Here is a 15,783-nt window from a genome sequence, read left to right on the forward strand (position 1 = left end):
AACGTAAATGTGGTAACTTTCAAATTAAAAAGGATCTGGATTATTCCAGATCCTTTTTTTGTTATCCATTTAGAAAAATAAGAAATAGTATGCATAGCAGTAATATTCAACAATGAGTCGAATAGCTTCCATCGTTTCATTCTCTTCTAGATCTAGACATGCTTTTTATATCGTAAACTAGATAGGTAGTACTCACTTACCAATATAGTGATATACCAAGGATCTTTTTACTGTGTCTACATACATTTTAAAAATCATAGAATCTGTACATTACACTATTAGATGCTTTTACTGGTTCCTACTTTCGGATTAAAAGCTAATTCAAATAATCCGGTTGCAGATAAACCAGCAAGTCCACCTGCCCATAGACGAGGAACTAATCCCAATTCTGTAAACGGATACGCTGCCGCGCCAATACCTACACCGATCACAATGCCAATCACTGGAATTAGATTTTTAGGAATAGCTACTGCTGTTTTGAGTGCTTGTACAAGTGCCAAGATGATCAGAGATAAAGTAGATGCAAAGGCTAAAACAATATTTAATTCTTCCATCGTTATTCTCCTTTCTATTTCTCAAAAAGTTTATTAATATCATTTTTATTTTGTTTATTTGTTTATAGCTATTCATGAATAGAAATATTCATATTACGCAGAGGGTATTAAATCAGACCTTTGCGATGCAATACAGTTAACAAGCGATAAAAGTCGTAACTACCGCCTTCTGGATCTTGAATAACACCTGTAGCTAATGCGCTACTTACTGCTTCTTTTGCCCATGTAGGGATATCCATTTTTTGCGTTTGTTCGATACGTTGAATACGAGTATCTACTTTGTTAATACTGGTTTTGAGTAAATCCCGACTGTCTGTTAATGCAGCAATGCGTTCAGCTTGTGCTTTGACTGTAGCTTCTAAAGCTTGAAATGCTTTTTTCTCTTCGGCTGTCATCGGTTCATCTCCTTTGTCGGTTGGTTTTTCTTCTGGCTTTTTGCCATACGTAGAGATCAATTGGGCTAGTGTTCCTTTGTAAATATTGAGATCGACATTACCACCGATGCCTCTAACATATCCAGAATCAGAATATTGCCAAAAATCCCATGACTTCCATGCAGTACAATCATCTGGAATTCGTGTGGTGCTATATCTTGCGATCCACAACGAATATGAGCTCAGTGAGGTATCAAAGTTAGCCGCAAAAGCATTACCTGTATAGATCATAGGTTTGATCTCTATTAAGCGCTCTACCTCTTCCAAAAAAGCTCTAGCAATAGCGCTAATCGTACTTTTATCCAGTCGACCCGGATTGTTCTCATAGTCGAGTACAGGCGGGAAATCCAATACGTTGGCTCCACCGATCTCTTGTAGTCTTTGCACAAAATGGTTCGCTTCTTGTCTGGCTACTGCTGGACTGGTAGCATTCAAAAAATGGTAAGCTCCTACTAACAATCCAGCAGCTTTAGCACCTTTGATATTAAAAATGAATTTAGCATCTTTATTCCGGGTACCTTCTGTTGCTTTGATAAACGCATAATGTTTCCCATCCACTTTGACTTTGTTCCAGTCGATGCTTCCTTGCCAGTGAGATACATCAATCCCCTGCGCACCATCAGGTGTTTTGGGTTGCATAGATTCACCTTCTTTCAGCTTTATTTGCGATTCGATTTGGTGCGAGACTCATGTTCTTTATAGATTACGATGAGCAATAATATCACTCTGGAAAGATGAAATTTTCTAACGTGTTTTCTTTACGTACAAATTGCTGATCTCGTTCAGTTTGTGTCATTGGAGACAGTTCGTCAGTAACGGTTGTATCTTCATCTTGCTTTGGCTTATCATCTGCTGTTGGATGAGATGGGTCATTGTGCGAATCGTTAGGCTCTACATTTCCATTTATGTCAGGCTCAATCTGTCTATTGGTTGTAGAGTTGATAGTTGTTGAAGGGTTAGAACGATTCAAAGAAGAATTAGTATCTTCATTGGGTTCATCTTCTCCACTGTGCGATTCGAATATTTTCACAGCATGACGTAATACTTTAGGCATTGGAACACCCATCCGTCCCATATTTTCGATCACAGATAACAATTCATTCGCTAAATAGAAAAAGATAACCGCATCTTGAAAATAATGCAGATCCCCTACCGCTTTATCGATAAAATGAGCGATCGTAACCATCACGAAAATAGCGACTTTGCGAGCGATCCCTCTATAACCTGTTCGGCTTTTTAACTCTCCATTAATCCATGCAGCTGCCCATCCTGTTACCCAATCGACGATGACAAGCATCAATAGTAGATTGATCATTACACTCCACTCCCCGAAAAAGTACCCGATCATGGCCCCCGCACCAGTCGATACCGATTTGACAATGGCTTCAACCTCCCCACCCATGGACCTTTCCTCCTGTTATTGTGTAGTATGTTGCTTCATTAGGCTAAAAAAGAGCCTCCAGGCGTAATGCCGGAGGCTTTGGGAAAAGATTTAAGATTCTTTTACAAAGTAGTTAATTATTAAAAATAATATTTTTATCTTACTGTATCGTTAAATTTCAACCTATAACTCTGAAATTTTTGATTTGTGCATACATAACACCAGCAGAATAAGCTCCCGAAGTCTGTCTAAAAAATCTAAATGTGACTTGCGATCCAGAGATAGTTGTTGAAACACTTGCTCCATTAACACTAGCACTAAATGCATTACTTGTATCCAGTGTTACAGGATTCATATCACCATATAAAACAGATTGTCCATTATTGTAAGTATACCTTGTACCAATAATAACTGAGACTGCTTTAGGAGTGAAATTAATATCAGGAAAATTGTAAGTTAGAACAGTAGCACCGCTCTCCCGAGATATTTCTACATACTGTGTATTAAAATTACCGTCTACAATTCTCGCTGGTATATTGCGTATATTGTTAGACATTGTAGAAAAAATTGCATCAGCTGGTGTGTTAAGACCTCTGTCAGTAATTGCTGATGCAATTACTGATTTACCATTACTGACAGATTGCTTTAAATTTATAATATCTCTTGCTACATCATAATAATCATCACCATCACCACGTACACAGAATCTACCTACTTCATTCATAAATGCCACTGTTCTTCCATTTGCTACAAAATCTACATATCCATCGCGAATATGGTTAAAACCAGTATCATTATCGCCTATACTCAAACTCAAACTAGGCTGTCCATTATTGTCGCCACTACTAACAAATAACTTCGCAGTGAAATTACCCGTTCCGTTTGTTCTAATGCCACCAGTAGTTTTGATATCTCCTGAACCATCGATTCCATTTCGAAAATCAACAGGTCCAGCTAATACTGATTTACCTGAAACAGAGATATCACCAGAAACAGTACCACCTGTTTTTGAAAATGAATTATCCGAGACTGTCTTAACAGCTTTAGCTGTAGCAGCCAATGTTTCACTTGTACTGTTTGTAGCACTGGTTAACTGTACAATTCCTTTTGTAGTAGTGCTAGCATCTGGAATATCTGGATCAATATTGGCTACATCATCTTGTACTTTTTTGACAGCTGTATCAATTTTATCCCAGTTATCATTCATCATCGTCTGGATATTAAATGTTTCATTACCATCAGTCAACGGGTCTTTTTTCAACAAACTTAAATTAGGCGTATTACTTGCCATTACACGACACCTCCTGCAAATTTGGATAACGGTAGATTATCCATTTCTTTTAATGTTTTCACGCCATGAATATCTCTTATTAACAAATAACTAAATTCATACTCTACAGATAGATGAGCAGGTTTGATCTCTTCGATCACTGCTTTAAGATCATCCAAATTAGGTGGAATACCAATAGTATCGATAAACTTAATCGTAAAATTCCACTCTTGTGGTTGAAAAGTAACAGCTACTTTTCCTCCGTCATATGCCTCAGCGACATTCTTGACCAATTTTCCTGAAAACTTACCGCCACCTCGTAGCTTAGACTCAACGACTGCACGGCGTTGCTCCAATGGCTTGTTCAGATCTGATTCAATCGCTAGCTCTGTTTCCCATCGAACCAATCCCCATGTAGCTGTCCGTACAAAAAACTGTTGAAATGTTTCTTCAAGGGCTTGGTAAAAATCATCCATTTCATGCCCTTTAGTATCCATATCAGATCGCATAACACGTGAGGTCTCATAATAAGCAGGCAGATAAGAAAATAACTCCACTCCTTTTACACTAGAAAAAGGAAACAGAGCACGACCAGACACATTACTCATGAACAGTCACCGTCCCAAGTACGGCTACTTGATTCGCACTCATTTCAATATTTTTGTCACTAGTACCATTTACCTTTAATTCGGCGTAGTCGATAATCGGCGGAATATCGAGTAAGATCGCAGCAATTCGTGTATAACGTACAAGTGAATCCGCAAATGCCAACTGTTTGAGATAAGCTTTTACTCCTTGCTGAATCAATGCTTGGACTTCTGCTACTGACGCATTGCTAGCCAGTGTTAATGTAACATCAATATTCATAGGTACTTCTTCAGCAGGCATTATCGTAATAATTGGACCCGCTGGAGCAGTTCCTTCGCCTTGTCCATCTTGTGTAGGATCGATATACTTTTGCACTTTGGATACGATATCTGCATTCGCTGCACGTTTGTCTGTGTCCAAAATATAAATACCTACGGTTCCCGGGCCTTTCCATAATGGAATTACTCGTGCTCCGCCTACTCCAGCAATTTCACCAGCCCATTGCATATATTGCGCTTTATTTCCGCTTGTGCCTTGATTACGCACTTTCGCATAAAACCGTTCTAGCAAAGAGGTGTCTGATTCAATATCTGCTCCACCTTTGATCTCTACGGTATTCGTTACACCAGTAACACCATTAAGCGAAGTCGATACAATCGTAATAATACCTGTAGGTACATTGCTTGCTTTGCCTGCAACGATTGCACGAACAGGCACGGTGGCTTTGCCTGTGCTATCTAAAATACCAGCTACAGTCGTCTCATATTCCAATGAGGCTTCGCCTGAATTTTCATCGGCTGGTGTAGCAACAACTGTACCTGTAGGGATCGATTTACCGACTTCACCGGTAAATACAACTACGCCAGATGCAGCTACCGCTTCTCTACGAGTCACGCCATGTTCTGCTGCCCGCAAATCCAATTCATCTGAACGGAAATTGTCATCTGTACTTGCAACTGTGCTTGCGAATCCACGGCGCAATAATTCTTGTGCCCAGATCGCAGCTTCAGATAACATAAAAGCAACAGGCGCTTCTGCATCCCAAATAAAAGAACCTTCCGATTTGTCTAGATCAGAAGGTACTCGCTCCAGCATGCGCTGCATAATATTTTCTTCGGTTTGCTCCGTCAAATACATAGGAAGTTCTGCCAAGTTAGATCACCTCACTTTCTAAAATTTGCGTATCTTCCTGTACGCTTGTAATCCGGCAGGTAAATACACATTGATCGTCTACCCATTTGAAAGTAAACTGATCTACACTTTCTGTGCGTTCATCGGTCAACAACGTTTCAGTAACCATGCGAGTAATCTCACTCTCCATGATCGCATGCCCGTATCCTTGACCTACTAATTCTTCTAATTCACTTCCGTAATCACGAGAGTAGATCACATGACGATAACGAGGGGTCAAAATAGCTTTATGGCACCATTGCACCCATGCTTCTTTTTCATCAGCAATAGCTACTTTCCCACTAGGGGTAAGCACAAATTCACCCGCATCATAGTCGTAACGCCAACTTTTGCCGAATATGACTTCTGTACTTTCTATTGCAGTTGTATCTGACTCATCTCCCCAGATAAAAGCATCGGTATCAGGAAAAAGGTTAGCCATTGCCACTCACCACCTTGCATACGATAACAACGTCATTACCACTATTTACACGAAGCGCTAGCACCCGATCACCCGCTTTAAGACCTTTGTTTAAATGCAGTACCGTTTCTTCGACTTCGACTTTATCGAACACAAAATCACTTTTCGTTGCTGTTCCACCGTTACCACCTTGACCTAAAGGGTAAGTGCGTCCTACCTCAGTACGTTCAGGCATTTCGAACATCCCTGGCAATTCAGCGATCATATAATCTTGAATTTCATGTTTGAAATCATCTAGCTTTACACCAGAGCCCGTCATCGTTCCAAGTACTGCACCTAGACCACTTGTCGCTTGTTGCGTATGCTTGGACATGGTGGAGCGCATCACTTCTGCGAATTGTCCGTAAGGATCTTTTTTACTCAAGATAAAACCTCCTTTTGACCGCTTCTACAGTTGCTAGATCAAGTGTCATCGTTCCAGGATTGCCTAGATCATGACTCACAGCAGTAACAAGAAGCTTCATTCCTTTCAGCATCACAGCATCTCCCGCACGTATGGTATTAATATCCGGTGCAGTTACTGTAAATGTCTGCTGTACTCCTGTCAGATAACTTTTTGCTAATTTTTTAGCTGCTGCTGCGGTTTTGACTTGATCGTCTTCCATTAACTTTTGTAATGTTCCCAATTCTTCTGTGCCTTTTGCTTCTACAGCACGTACTTTAGAAGGAACTTCTTGACCGCTTCCTGCTTCAGCTGCGGCTACAATTTTCACTTTTGTTACTGCTCCTTCAAGTGTACGCATTTGAGTAAGGTCAATCAGATGATCCAATATATGAACCTCACTGTTACTTCCTAATTCAAATAATTCCAGACCATTACTCGTCATACGCGGATGATACATCGCTCCACCAGATTTAGAGGTTTCTTTAAGATCTGCAAATACCATCGAAAAAATGGTTTGTGAACGATATACCGCTTTACCTAATTTTTCTTTCGTATCTGGAACTTTACCTAATGTGATTTTCCAGTCTGTTGCATACTTTTTCAAACGCTGACTCGCTGTCTGATCTTTGGGTAAAAGGTATTCATCTTCTGACTTTTCTAAATAGATCATTCGATCATAGACTGTCATGGATAAGCGTTTAGTTCCACTATTCGAACTTTCAACTTCCCAGATAACCCCTGGCAAAAGAGGATGAAAATTTTTCTGTGCAAATGGGATTCCACTGATGCGAATATCCATTCCCGGTGCGATCGTCGGTAATCCCACCGTAGAAGAAACAGCTAATCGAATACTTGCTTGATAAGCTACTTGATCCAAAGAATCGCGTAAACTAATCGTTTCTACTAAAGATGTGACATCATACTTATCTTTAATCATTACTTTGTAACTCATGTGGGCATCACCAGCTTTTGCCCGGGTTTAATCTGATTGGGATTGCTACCGATCAATTTTGTATTTAATTTATAAATCGTATTCCATTTTGAACTATCTCCAAGTTCAAGCTTGGCAATTTTGGAGAGAGAATCACCGGATTTGACAGTATACGTTTTGTTGTTAGTTTTTAGATCTGTACGTGAACCTGATTTACTTGTTGTTTTACCGTTGTTACTCGTTTTCTTTTGTTGTACTTTAGCATCTCGCCATGTACGAAAAGTAATATCAAATGAAATATCATCCGGCTCTCCACCACGAAACGAAGTGTTGTACGAAATAAGATATACAGGAACATTCACTCCTGTTTCTGTAATCACCAACTGTGCCGGACGTTTCGATACTAGAAAGCGATTTAACGAATTTGTTGCTGCTTGTGGAGTCGGTAGATTCGAATAACGACAATAAGAAGCATCATAATCTTTTGGGAAAAAGGATGAAAAACTGATCTCCTTGATCTTATCGCCTTGTGCAAAATCAAATTCGCCATATTCTAGCATAGTGATCGTCTCGTATCCTTTAGAACGGGAAATGCTAAGCTCTTCTGGATTAACAGGAAAATGAAAAAAGTTACGTGTTCCATCAATGAGATAGATATCCATGTCTCTCCTCCTTTCTAAAAGTAATTCAACTTTAATTCATACTTATGAGGCAGGTGTAGCTGTTCCAGAAGCTGAGGCTGGTTTCTGATTTTCTAGTGCTTGGCGTACTTGCTTAATAACACGTTGTCCTACTTTTATAGCTAAAGCATCATAATCAATTTTATTTTCTTTGACTGTAATCTGAACAGCACCTGCAGGAACATTTACGGAAACATTATTTGTCACTTGTGCTTTGAAATCTTTAAGCATTCCAGAAAGAGTTCCCATCTGTGTATCGCTCAATTGCACTGTTGATTGAACACTAGTTTTAGTTGTTGTGGTAATCCTTGCTTTGTTCGCTACTTCATTAGCTTTCGGTTGAGGGGGAACAGATGGCGCAGGATTGTTTACACGCGGTTTTATATTATTTTCCCAAACAGGCGTAACATATCTGTCTGCAAACGAAGGTTTTGGTGCTAACATATTTTTATTGGGTGGAAAAGGTATACCCGTTAAATTAGATAAATCAGGTATAAACATTGTATTGTTTCCGGTTGTATCTTTAGTAACACTTGATGGATTAGGTGTAGCTGGATTAAACAATCCACCAACAGCTTTTCCAAATTCTCTTCCAAAGATGCTACCTCCAACTGCAAAAATGGCACCTACTACAGCAGTACCAACTCCTGGTAAAGCACTACCAGCAACACCACCCAATATCCCTGCTCCTACTCCCCCTACTGCTGAACCTATAGCAGAACCGCGTTCTTCATTATTCTGAGCTTTCATAAAGTCAAATGTATCAGGAAGTAAGCTTAAAAAACCTAATAATCTTCCGCCTGCTTTGAGTCCTCCTTTTAGTAAACCTGACCCTGCCTCTTCTGTTGTAGCTCCTGAAGATGCATCCCCTATCACATTACTCCAAAGACTAGAAAAATTTTCTCCTATACTTTTTCCACCACCCAATATACCTGAAACAGATGTACCTACATGACTAATTAGGCTCCCTGATTCTTTCACTATTGTTGCCCATTTAAGTATCTTTCCAGCAGTAGTTGTAGGAGTTAGCCTTGATGCATCACGAATTTTTTTAAGAGTTTCGATTGATTCTCCTGTTGATTTGACACCTGCACCAAAACTTTTAAGTCCATCAAATACTCCCAAAATAGAATCAAAAATTCCTTTGGGCTTATCTGGTTCTTTTGGACTTCCTCCTGAATTTGAATTACTCGTCACACTACTCGAATTATTTATAGCAGTAGTATTATTATTCAAAGCTGAGATTAATCCATCTATATTTAATCCTTCAATAGTAGTAGTCGTTGTAGTATCTACTTGCGTAACTACTGAAGTTGCAGGCATCATAGGAGCCATCGATGCTTGCATTTTAAAATGGATATTTGCTCTAGCGACTACTGCATACGAATTGACTTCTTTTAACTTTTTAAGCAGACGTTCTAATGCTGGAGTAGCATGATCAATTAAATAAACAGTGGGAATAATACGCAAACGTGAAACGCGTACCGCCAAACTATAAATATTGCTAAGATGACGTTGCATATATTTCAATTCTGTATTTACTTTGATTAAACCTTGATATCTAGCTCTACTGAATTGTTCTGTAGCTCGTTTAACGCTGTCTATATAGCGACTAGTTGCTCGTAATTCATTATTCCCTTTTAAAAGGTCTTCTATATCTGTAATTAAATTAACTTTATAATTTTTAGAATCAGCCACTTCTTCACCTCCTTAAATGATTACACCTTGAATTTACTTGTTAGTCTTTTCATTTGTTGCTCCCATTTCTTCTTGCGAAAAAGCTAGCAATAGTGAGCGCTCGCCTTGAGACAAATTCCAAAACTCTCCGGGACGGAGGTGGTGCCGTACCCACATGTGATACAGCATCGTCGTGATCCCTCCGGAGTGAATTAGTTTTTTAGGTCATCAAGCTCCACACCGAAGCCAGAAAGTTCAAGAACTTTATCTCCGACCGCATCCAGTTCACCAGCTAGTAACATACGACGCACCGCTTGTTCGCCACCGGATAATTTTAAACGACTGGTAATACGCGGATCGCCCCATCCATTCAATTTCAAGCCTTTGACTTCCAATTGAACAGTCGCTTCAGAGATCAATAGTGCGTTAAACGTTTCGCTATCTACTTTTTCTTCTGTGCGACCTTTAGTCGTTTTGCGAACCGTACAACGTTCACGAATACTGTCTACTTTACTGGAAGTGAGTCCACGCAATGTCATTTGCAAATCCAGACGTTGAATACCTACTGTTTCTTCTGGCAATTTGTCTGCTGCTTCAAATAGGCTGTCCAAGATTTGTTCTTCTGATAAATTTTCGTTCAAACTCATGATTATGTCCTCCTCAGGATCGTCAATAATAGTTTTTTACATCAAAATAAAGATTATTTCGTATTTATTCCACGCCAAGTAGCGACAAACGAAGAAAAACATACTCATCCTTCGCTTATCGCTTACTGATCTAGTGGAATAAGACATCATCGCTTATAGATATTAAAAGTAGCTTTTTTTCGTATTAGCCATTAGTTATCTAGCTACATAACTTAATTGTATTGCTTTGGTAATATGCTATTTATTCATTAGTTCGCTACGATTGGATCTAACAACTCATATCCTTCAAACGTAAACGCTGTTTCTTCTGGAACTTCTTCACCTGCTGTCCAGTTCGCCAATTGAATTTTGTCTGGCATACAACGCATTAAGCGTACACGCTCATGACCATAAGATTCAGGATCGTCTAGTTTGGAAATGATATCGAATTTTTGGAAACCACGTACCAACATATCCGAAGTCACTTTATAACCCGTCATTGTACCTGTACCTTTTTTGGAACCATTTTTGTGTACTTTCCATTCGTTACCTACCAGATTCAGCTCACGTTTTTCAATTTCCACGCTTGCTTCCAGTTTGTTGATATGCGTTTGCCATACCCCATCAATGTGCAATTGTCCATGTGTACCCAGAATAACTCTTGAAGCGTCTAACATATATATTTCCTCCTTCGATTTTCGGTTCTTATTTTTATTTTGAAATCCAAAAAGCTATACCTAAATGAATAGATATTGCGCTGACTGCTATCACTTATTGCACGTAAAATGTGCCAAACAATTGTTCCATGACATCTGTCAATTTCACATTCCATTGCAAGAATACTTGATCTGCTTCAGGACGCAAGATTGGAGCTGCGCCATAATAAGCAGGATCTAAAATTACATCGAAGCCAGATGCTTCAATCACGCTACTTTGCGCCAAAAGATTCAGATATTCTTTCATGGCACCAATAAGAGCAAGGCGACCTTCTTCAGTGTTATTTACTTTACCGATATAAGAATCTTCTGCCGCACGTTGCAAGTCACCATTGATTGCATCCATCACACGAATGGAACGGATTTTTTTCCAAGCATTATTTTGTCCAGCTGCTGGAATCACAAGACTATTCACACCACGAAGAGCTTTCACTTGACGACCATCATGGAAGAAAATAAACACACCATTTTTGACAGCTTGTTCTTGCTCAGAACGTGTCCAACGACGAGTCACATCGTCAAAAGGCGTAATATGGTACGTTGTTGATTCATTTAGACGTTGACCAGCAATCAGACCTGCTACATAAGCACTTGTTTGTGCAGAAGTATAATCTGTTGTACCAATACGCACACCTGTACCTACATTGATAATACCTTCGTAGTTCAATGAAAGAGAGCGTGTTGCTGCAATCGTAGCTGCTTTGGAAGATAGATCATCTGCTGCTGTACCACCGACTACTGCAACCGTATGTTTCCCTTCACTACGTACACGTTTGATCCAAGCGGCAAAGCTTTTCAGTAACGCAGGATCAGCAGCAAAATCTAATGCCAATACATCGAATTCTTCACTTTCTAGTGCTGCTTGTGCTTCAATATAATCTGCATTTGCTAGACCAGCATTACCACTTGCGCCACCTGCGAATGCTGCATTTGCTACGTTAGCTGGAATCCCACCATCTACTAAAGCTTTTGCTGTAATCCACAGATTATCTGTATCTTCATTGATCGCTTTGGCAAAAGAAGATGCTTTTCCATCTTTAGCTACAAATGTACGTACCAATTTGGTTCCTTCATACAAACGAATTTCTTGTTGTGTACTGTCTGTTACATTAGGTTGCACAGTTACTGTAAAGCCGTTACCGCGTGTACCTGTATATTTTGTATCTAGTTGAAGTACGTTCGCTCCTGCTGTACCTTCTGTAGCACCTGCCGCTTTCAACACTAGGCTAGAAGCTTTAGCCGTATCATCTGCTAAGCGGTAAGCTAGCAATTTTTTAGGACCGCCAAGCAAGGCTAGATAGAGTGAATTGTAAGCTGTTGCTCCATTTTCGCTATCTCCAGAAAAGTGTTGTGAGATTGCTGTTTCACTACCAATTTCCACAAACTCTCCTACAGGTCCCCAGTTTCCTTTGACCAAAACAACCACTGTACCACGATTACCTGCTTGAATTGCTGAAGCTGCTGCTGCCTCAAAATTCATATATAAACCCGGAAGTACCGGTTTGTTCGTGCTTTCCCATGTGCCACTTGCCATTTTACTTCACCTTCGCTTTCATAAATTGTTGGATTTTTTGTGTAGCTTCTTCTACTGAAAATAATTTGTCGGAATCATCGTAAAACACACCATGTAGTACTTCAGCTTTTACTCCAAAAAGCTCATCTGCATGTTGCAGAAGTTCATTCAGCGGGTATTGGGGCTGAACAGCTTTGGAAGAAGATTGCTCTGTCTCTTCATGGATTGGAGTGTCGCTTGTTTTAGCAGTCACACTCTTTTTGCTAGCATTTGCCATCAGAACACCTCATTTTCTCTGCAATAACTATGAAATTAGTAATCTAAAACAGGTTTGTTGGTTACTTCTCGAATCAATGGTGCGTTAGGCAATGCTCGTTGAACACGATGCAACAACGTTAAGCGGATTTGACCATTTAAAAAAGCATCTGCTTGTATATCTACAGATGCTTCACTAACTGTCAAATAACGACGATCGGCAATATCCAAAGGAATTCTTGTCTGCGAACTCAAACGTTCTACCAGACCTGTCGCTATTCGCTGTGTTTCTTGTGCATTTCGCCCATAGACATGTCCAATCCATTGCTTACGAACATCGAAAGCAGAAGTACCTGCTGCTGCAAAATTACTTGCAGTCAGTCGCCAAAGTACAGCAGGAGCCTTATAATCAATAGGCCATGCTTCTTCATAGATGGTCCACTCCTCACCTAATTGTGCTTGTGTCCAATGGTGTAGAGCTGTGAGCCATGAATCAGGCTGTACAGATTCAAGTACTGCCGTAGATGCATTAACATTGGAAGCTTGAAGTGCATGAGAACTAGTAGATGAATCTAATGGTTCAGGAACATAGATACCGAATCGTATCGCTCGCGTCGCTAGTCCACTCAGCGTATCAATTCGATCACTGTCTGAAGCCCCTAGATAGATACATGTAAATGCATGACCTTCTTCATCTTCTAATCGTGCATCATGTAAGACCTCAATTAACTTTTGGGTCCATGCTTCCACTTGTTCAAAGCCACCATTACTGATACGGGCATAAGGCCAGATTTTGACAATCCGACGATAGCCTGCCCAAGATGATTTCTGAACTTCTTCTGCAAAAGTCACCACTGCACAAGACCCTGGCAAAATCAAATCAAGTGGTGAAAGATCATACACTTGACCCTTCCATTCTGGAATAATTTCTGCCAGTTTGGACTTGATCGTAGCTCGCATCTTAGGAATATTGTTCACCTCCTTTATCCAGAAATATAAGCAAAAGAATCATCTCACCGCATGAAAAAAAGACTGAATCTCTAGGATCAGTCTGAACATTAGCGTATGTGCTTTCGGTTGATTGTGTTCCTTTTGCTTCATTTCCGATAATACAATCTTACCTCGTTTTTCTCCTAATGGAGACGGTGTATCGGACGAAAAAAGGACGGTTAATAGGGGACTTACGGCGGTAAAAAGAAGAGCCTTTAGATTAGGGCTTGCTCTGCTTGGTTTTTGCGGATAGTAACGACTTTACAAAGGATTTTACGCCTCTGGAAATGCTTTTCTTCTATAGAAGATAAAGTCCAACAGATAAGAGAAAAACAAAAAAACGCTTGCTCGTAAGCAAACGTTTTGGACAATTGATATAGGATTGGACATTTATTCATTTCGCCAGAGGGTCGTCTGTTGATGGGTCTACAGTATTGGGAAAAGGCTGGCTGACTACTTTGCGAGAACGTACGATATCCACTGCACAAAGCAATACGGATGCTGTTGCGACTTTGATCCACCATGCAGGTTTTGATTTTAGACTCATCATTACGCCTCATTTCTATTGATATCTGTCTAAACGTAACACAATACATAAGTTCTATTCCACTTTAGCATTGGGCTCTTTATCTTCATGAACATGATCGAATTAATCTATATCAACGATGTAACGATTAAGAACTATAAGGAACTTCTGTACTTCGGCGTGTACGACTTTTTTTGGGCATCAATTCATCTAACTTAATCATGCCTGTATCGGCAAGCGCTAATGCCATTTTGTAAAAAGCCTTGGTTCTTACTTTAACATACGTATCTTTGCTGATTGGTGGATCGAACAGATAGCTGTACACTTTATAATCGAATACATCATCGTGTTTGAGATATCTTTCTTTTAATAGTAATTGTTCACGTTCGCCTAAGCGCTCTACAATGGCTTCAATTCGTTCGCAATAGGCACGTCGTGCCGCAGGAGTATCTACATTATAGATAGCTGCATTCGCAGTTGAATCGCTAGTTACATTGGTTGATCCATGCATCCGTTCTTGATAAGAAGCGGTCATCGACGTTTCACGCATTTCAAAAGTGATAGTTTTATAAATCCGATATTTTTCAAATACAGCTTCTACAGCAGTACGTGTTTGACGGCGATCTAATTCAGGCAAAGCAGTAAGTAAATTCATGAGGTAACACTCCTTTAATAGGGTTAGTATAGATATAAAGTAGAAAGAAACTGAAAAGATACAACCAGTTGGCAATAAAAGTGGTTTTCTCTTCATTACCTTTTGGCAATAAATCAAGAAATAAAACATCCTTTTCCAATCAATAAATCATTATAAATTCCAAATTATTGATCTTGTTCGTATTTTGTTCGTATTTTATATTTTTACAATAACACACCGGAGAATATTGGTAAAACCGGAAATAAAGCGATTTTTGCGCAAAAAGGATACATTATCTCGCTTTTTCTTGCAAACCCATACCTTTTGGCAAAGAAGTAAAAGACAATGTTTACCTAATGGCAATACTAGGGTATATTATAAGTGTTCTTACTTTCATTGAATATTTCGCAAGTGTACCTATAGAAAGGGTGTATTGTCGGTGGATAATCTTTCATTTGGTCTATATTTGAAACAAATACGTGAGCAAAAACACTGGAGTATTAATCAGTTGGCAGAGATCGCCGGCATCAGCACTTCACAAATTTCGCGAATCGAAAATGGTAGACGTGGTGTGCCCAAACCGCAAACGATCGAAAAGCTAGCGAAAGCGCTGGCTGTTTCTTATTCCGAAATGATGGATCAGGCAGGTTATCTGCGCCCTGAAGAAGCAGAGCAAATCCCCGAATGGGCAAGCTCGCGCGATAAACGAGATTTTAAAAAGATGTTAGAGGAAGATGGTGAATTAATGTTTGATGGAGTGCCACTGGATGATGAAGATAAGCAACGGATCAAAGATGTATTAACCGGTTTGTTCTGGGAAGCTAAACATATGAATAAACGTAAACCTCTTTCTTCCGACGATTCTACATCCAAGTAAACACTTTATCTAATGTATAGTAAGCAATTATATCAATAGAAAAAATGCGCTTTTACTGCCAAGCGCTTCATTGAAAGAAGTTTTGCTTTGCCAAA

Annotated in this window: 18 protein-coding genes and 1 pseudogene; 1 reads left to right on the plus strand and 18 read right to left on the minus strand. The window is 39.6% G+C overall.

Annotated features, from left to right (window positions below; all coding sequences use genetic code 11):
• Positions 1 to 278 precede the first annotated feature (278 nt).
• The 18 genes and pseudogenes from RCP16_RS13675 to RCP16_RS13760 all read right to left on the minus strand — a co-directional run bounded on the left by RCP16_RS13675 (position 279) and on the right by RCP16_RS13760 (position 14,832).
• Complete coding sequence (locus tag RCP16_RS13675) at positions 279 to 554, minus strand: holin (RefSeq protein WP_069326162.1); 276 nt, start codon at positions 552 to 554, stop codon at positions 279 to 281.
• Positions 555 to 661: 107 nt separating this feature from the next.
• On the minus strand, positions 662 to 1,627 hold the full coding sequence (locus RCP16_RS13680; RefSeq protein ID WP_308640533.1) for a glycoside hydrolase family 25 protein: 966 nt from the start codon (positions 1,625 to 1,627) through the stop codon (positions 662 to 664).
• 322 nt (positions 1,628 to 1,949) lie between these two features.
• A pseudogene (locus RCP16_RS13685) lies at positions 1,950 to 2,390 on the minus strand (phage holin family protein); the annotation flags it as partial.
• A gap of 157 nt (positions 2,391 to 2,547) precedes the next feature.
• Positions 2,548 to 3,660: a tail fiber protein gene (locus tag RCP16_RS22565; protein ID WP_308640534.1), complete on the minus strand. Its 1,113-nt coding sequence runs from the start codon at positions 3,658 to 3,660 to the stop codon at positions 2,548 to 2,550.
• Complete coding sequence (locus RCP16_RS13695; protein ID WP_308640535.1) at positions 3,660 to 4,247, minus strand: YmfQ family protein; 588 nt, start codon at positions 4,245 to 4,247, stop codon at positions 3,660 to 3,662. Before RCP16_RS13695 ends, RCP16_RS22565 begins: the two co-directional genes overlap by 1 nt.
• Positions 4,240 to 5,379, minus strand: coding sequence for a baseplate J/gp47 family protein (locus RCP16_RS13700; protein WP_308640536.1), 1,140 nt, complete (start codon positions 5,377 to 5,379; stop codon positions 4,240 to 4,242). Before RCP16_RS13700 ends, RCP16_RS13695 begins: the two co-directional genes overlap by 8 nt.
• 1 nt (position 5,380) lies before the next feature.
• Positions 5,381 to 5,839 (minus strand): DUF2634 domain-containing protein, encoded by a 459-nt coding sequence (locus RCP16_RS13705; protein ID WP_308640537.1) that lies wholly within the window; start codon positions 5,837 to 5,839, stop codon positions 5,381 to 5,383.
• Positions 5,832 to 6,203: a hypothetical protein gene (locus tag RCP16_RS13710; protein WP_308642486.1), complete on the minus strand. Its 372-nt coding sequence runs from the start codon at positions 6,201 to 6,203 to the stop codon at positions 5,832 to 5,834. Before RCP16_RS13710 ends, RCP16_RS13705 begins: the two co-directional genes overlap by 8 nt.
• Positions 6,204 to 6,234: 31 nt before the next feature.
• Complete coding sequence (locus tag RCP16_RS13715; RefSeq protein WP_308640538.1) at positions 6,235 to 7,215, minus strand: XkdQ/YqbQ family protein; 981 nt, start codon at positions 7,213 to 7,215, stop codon at positions 6,235 to 6,237.
• Positions 7,212 to 7,856, minus strand: a complete 645-nt coding sequence (locus RCP16_RS13720) for a LysM peptidoglycan-binding domain-containing protein (RefSeq protein ID WP_308640539.1) — start codon at positions 7,854 to 7,856, stop codon at positions 7,212 to 7,214. Before RCP16_RS13720 ends, RCP16_RS13715 begins: the two co-directional genes overlap by 4 nt.
• Positions 7,857 to 7,898: 42 nt before the next feature.
• Positions 7,899 to 9,572, minus strand: coding sequence for a hypothetical protein (locus RCP16_RS13725; protein WP_308640540.1), 1,674 nt, complete (start codon positions 9,570 to 9,572; stop codon positions 7,899 to 7,901).
• Between the two features lie 191 nt (positions 9,573 to 9,763).
• On the minus strand, positions 9,764 to 10,198 hold the full coding sequence (locus tag RCP16_RS13730) for a phage tail assembly chaperone (RefSeq protein ID WP_273615240.1): 435 nt from the start codon (positions 10,196 to 10,198) through the stop codon (positions 9,764 to 9,766).
• A 248-nt stretch (positions 10,199 to 10,446) separates the two neighbouring features.
• Positions 10,447 to 10,854 carry a phage tail tube protein gene (locus tag RCP16_RS13735; RefSeq protein WP_308640541.1) on the minus strand — a complete coding sequence of 136 codons (408 nt, stop codon included), beginning with the start codon at positions 10,852 to 10,854 and terminating at the stop codon, positions 10,447 to 10,449.
• Between the two features lie 94 nt (positions 10,855 to 10,948).
• Positions 10,949 to 12,427 carry a phage tail sheath family protein gene (locus tag RCP16_RS13740; RefSeq protein WP_308640542.1) on the minus strand — a complete coding sequence of 493 codons (1,479 nt, stop codon included), beginning with the start codon at positions 12,425 to 12,427 and terminating at the stop codon, positions 10,949 to 10,951.
• Between the two features lies 1 nt (position 12,428).
• Entirely contained in the window at positions 12,429 to 12,683 is a 255-nt protein-coding gene (locus RCP16_RS13745) for a YqzN/YkzM domain-containing protein (protein WP_308640543.1), read from the minus strand.
• Positions 12,684 to 12,718: 35 nt separating this feature from the next.
• The gene (locus RCP16_RS13750; protein ID WP_308640544.1) at positions 12,719 to 13,621 is read right to left on the minus strand and encodes a hypothetical protein; all 903 of its coding nucleotides are present in this window, start codon (positions 13,619 to 13,621) and stop codon (positions 12,719 to 12,721) included.
• Between the two features lie 424 nt (positions 13,622 to 14,045).
• Positions 14,046 to 14,198, minus strand: coding sequence for a hypothetical protein (locus RCP16_RS13755; RefSeq protein WP_308640545.1), 153 nt, complete (start codon positions 14,196 to 14,198; stop codon positions 14,046 to 14,048).
• Positions 14,199 to 14,325: 127 nt separating this feature from the next.
• Positions 14,326 to 14,832, minus strand: coding sequence for an ArpU family phage packaging/lysis transcriptional regulator (locus tag RCP16_RS13760; RefSeq protein ID WP_137220962.1), 507 nt, complete (start codon positions 14,830 to 14,832; stop codon positions 14,326 to 14,328).
• 418 nt (positions 14,833 to 15,250) lie between these two features.
• Between RCP16_RS13760 and RCP16_RS13765 the strand changes: the two genes are divergently transcribed.
• Entirely contained in the window at positions 15,251 to 15,688 is a 438-nt protein-coding gene (locus RCP16_RS13765; protein WP_069326179.1) for a helix-turn-helix domain-containing protein, read from the plus strand.
• The last annotated feature ends 95 nt before the right edge of the window (positions 15,689 to 15,783 follow it).

This window comes from Paenibacillus nuruki (assembly GCF_963311185.1).
Lineage (GTDB): Bacteria > Bacillota > Bacilli > Paenibacillales > Paenibacillaceae > Saccharibacillus > Saccharibacillus nuruki.

Coding starts and splice junctions, on each gene's coding strand:
- RCP16_RS13675 (WP_069326162.1), bottom strand. CDS start 554: ATGGAAGAATTAAATATTGTTTTAGCCTTTGCATCTACTTTATCTCTG.
- RCP16_RS13680 (WP_308640533.1), bottom strand. CDS start 1,627: ATGCAACCCAAAACACCTGATGGTGCGCAGGGGATTGATGTATCTCAC.
- RCP16_RS22565 (WP_308640534.1), bottom strand. CDS start 3,660: ATGGCAAGTAATACGCCTAATTTAAGTTTGTTGAAAAAAGACCCGTTG.
- RCP16_RS13695 (WP_308640535.1), bottom strand. CDS start 4,247: ATGAGTAATGTGTCTGGTCGTGCTCTGTTTCCTTTTTCTAGTGTAAAA.
- RCP16_RS13705 (WP_308640537.1), bottom strand. CDS start 5,839: ATGGCTAACCTTTTTCCTGATACCGATGCTTTTATCTGGGGAGATGAG.
- RCP16_RS13710 (WP_308642486.1), bottom strand. CDS start 6,203: ATGCGCTCCACCATGTCCAAGCATACGCAACAAGCGACAAGTGGTCTA.
- RCP16_RS13715 (WP_308640538.1), bottom strand. CDS start 7,215: ATGAGTTACAAAGTAATGATTAAAGATAAGTATGATGTCACATCTTTA.
- RCP16_RS13720 (WP_308640539.1), bottom strand. CDS start 7,856: ATGGATATCTATCTCATTGATGGAACACGTAACTTTTTTCATTTTCCT.
- RCP16_RS13730 (WP_273615240.1), bottom strand. CDS start 10,198: ATGAGTTTGAACGAAAATTTATCAGAAGAACAAATCTTGGACAGCCTA.
- RCP16_RS13735 (WP_308640541.1), bottom strand. CDS start 10,854: ATGTTAGACGCTTCAAGAGTTATTCTGGGTACACATGGACAATTGCAC.
- RCP16_RS13740 (WP_308640542.1), bottom strand. CDS start 12,427: ATGGCAAGTGGCACATGGGAAAGCACGAACAAACCGGTACTTCCGGGT.
- RCP16_RS13745 (WP_308640543.1), bottom strand. CDS start 12,683: ATGGCAAATGCTAGCAAAAAGAGTGTGACTGCTAAAACAAGCGACACT.
- RCP16_RS13750 (WP_308640544.1), bottom strand. CDS start 13,621: ATGCGAGCTACGATCAAGTCCAAACTGGCAGAAATTATTCCAGAATGG.
- RCP16_RS13755 (WP_308640545.1), bottom strand. CDS start 14,198: ATGAGTCTAAAATCAAAACCTGCATGGTGGATCAAAGTCGCAACAGCA.
- RCP16_RS13760 (WP_137220962.1), bottom strand. CDS start 14,832: ATGAATTTACTTACTGCTTTGCCTGAATTAGATCGCCGTCAAACACGT.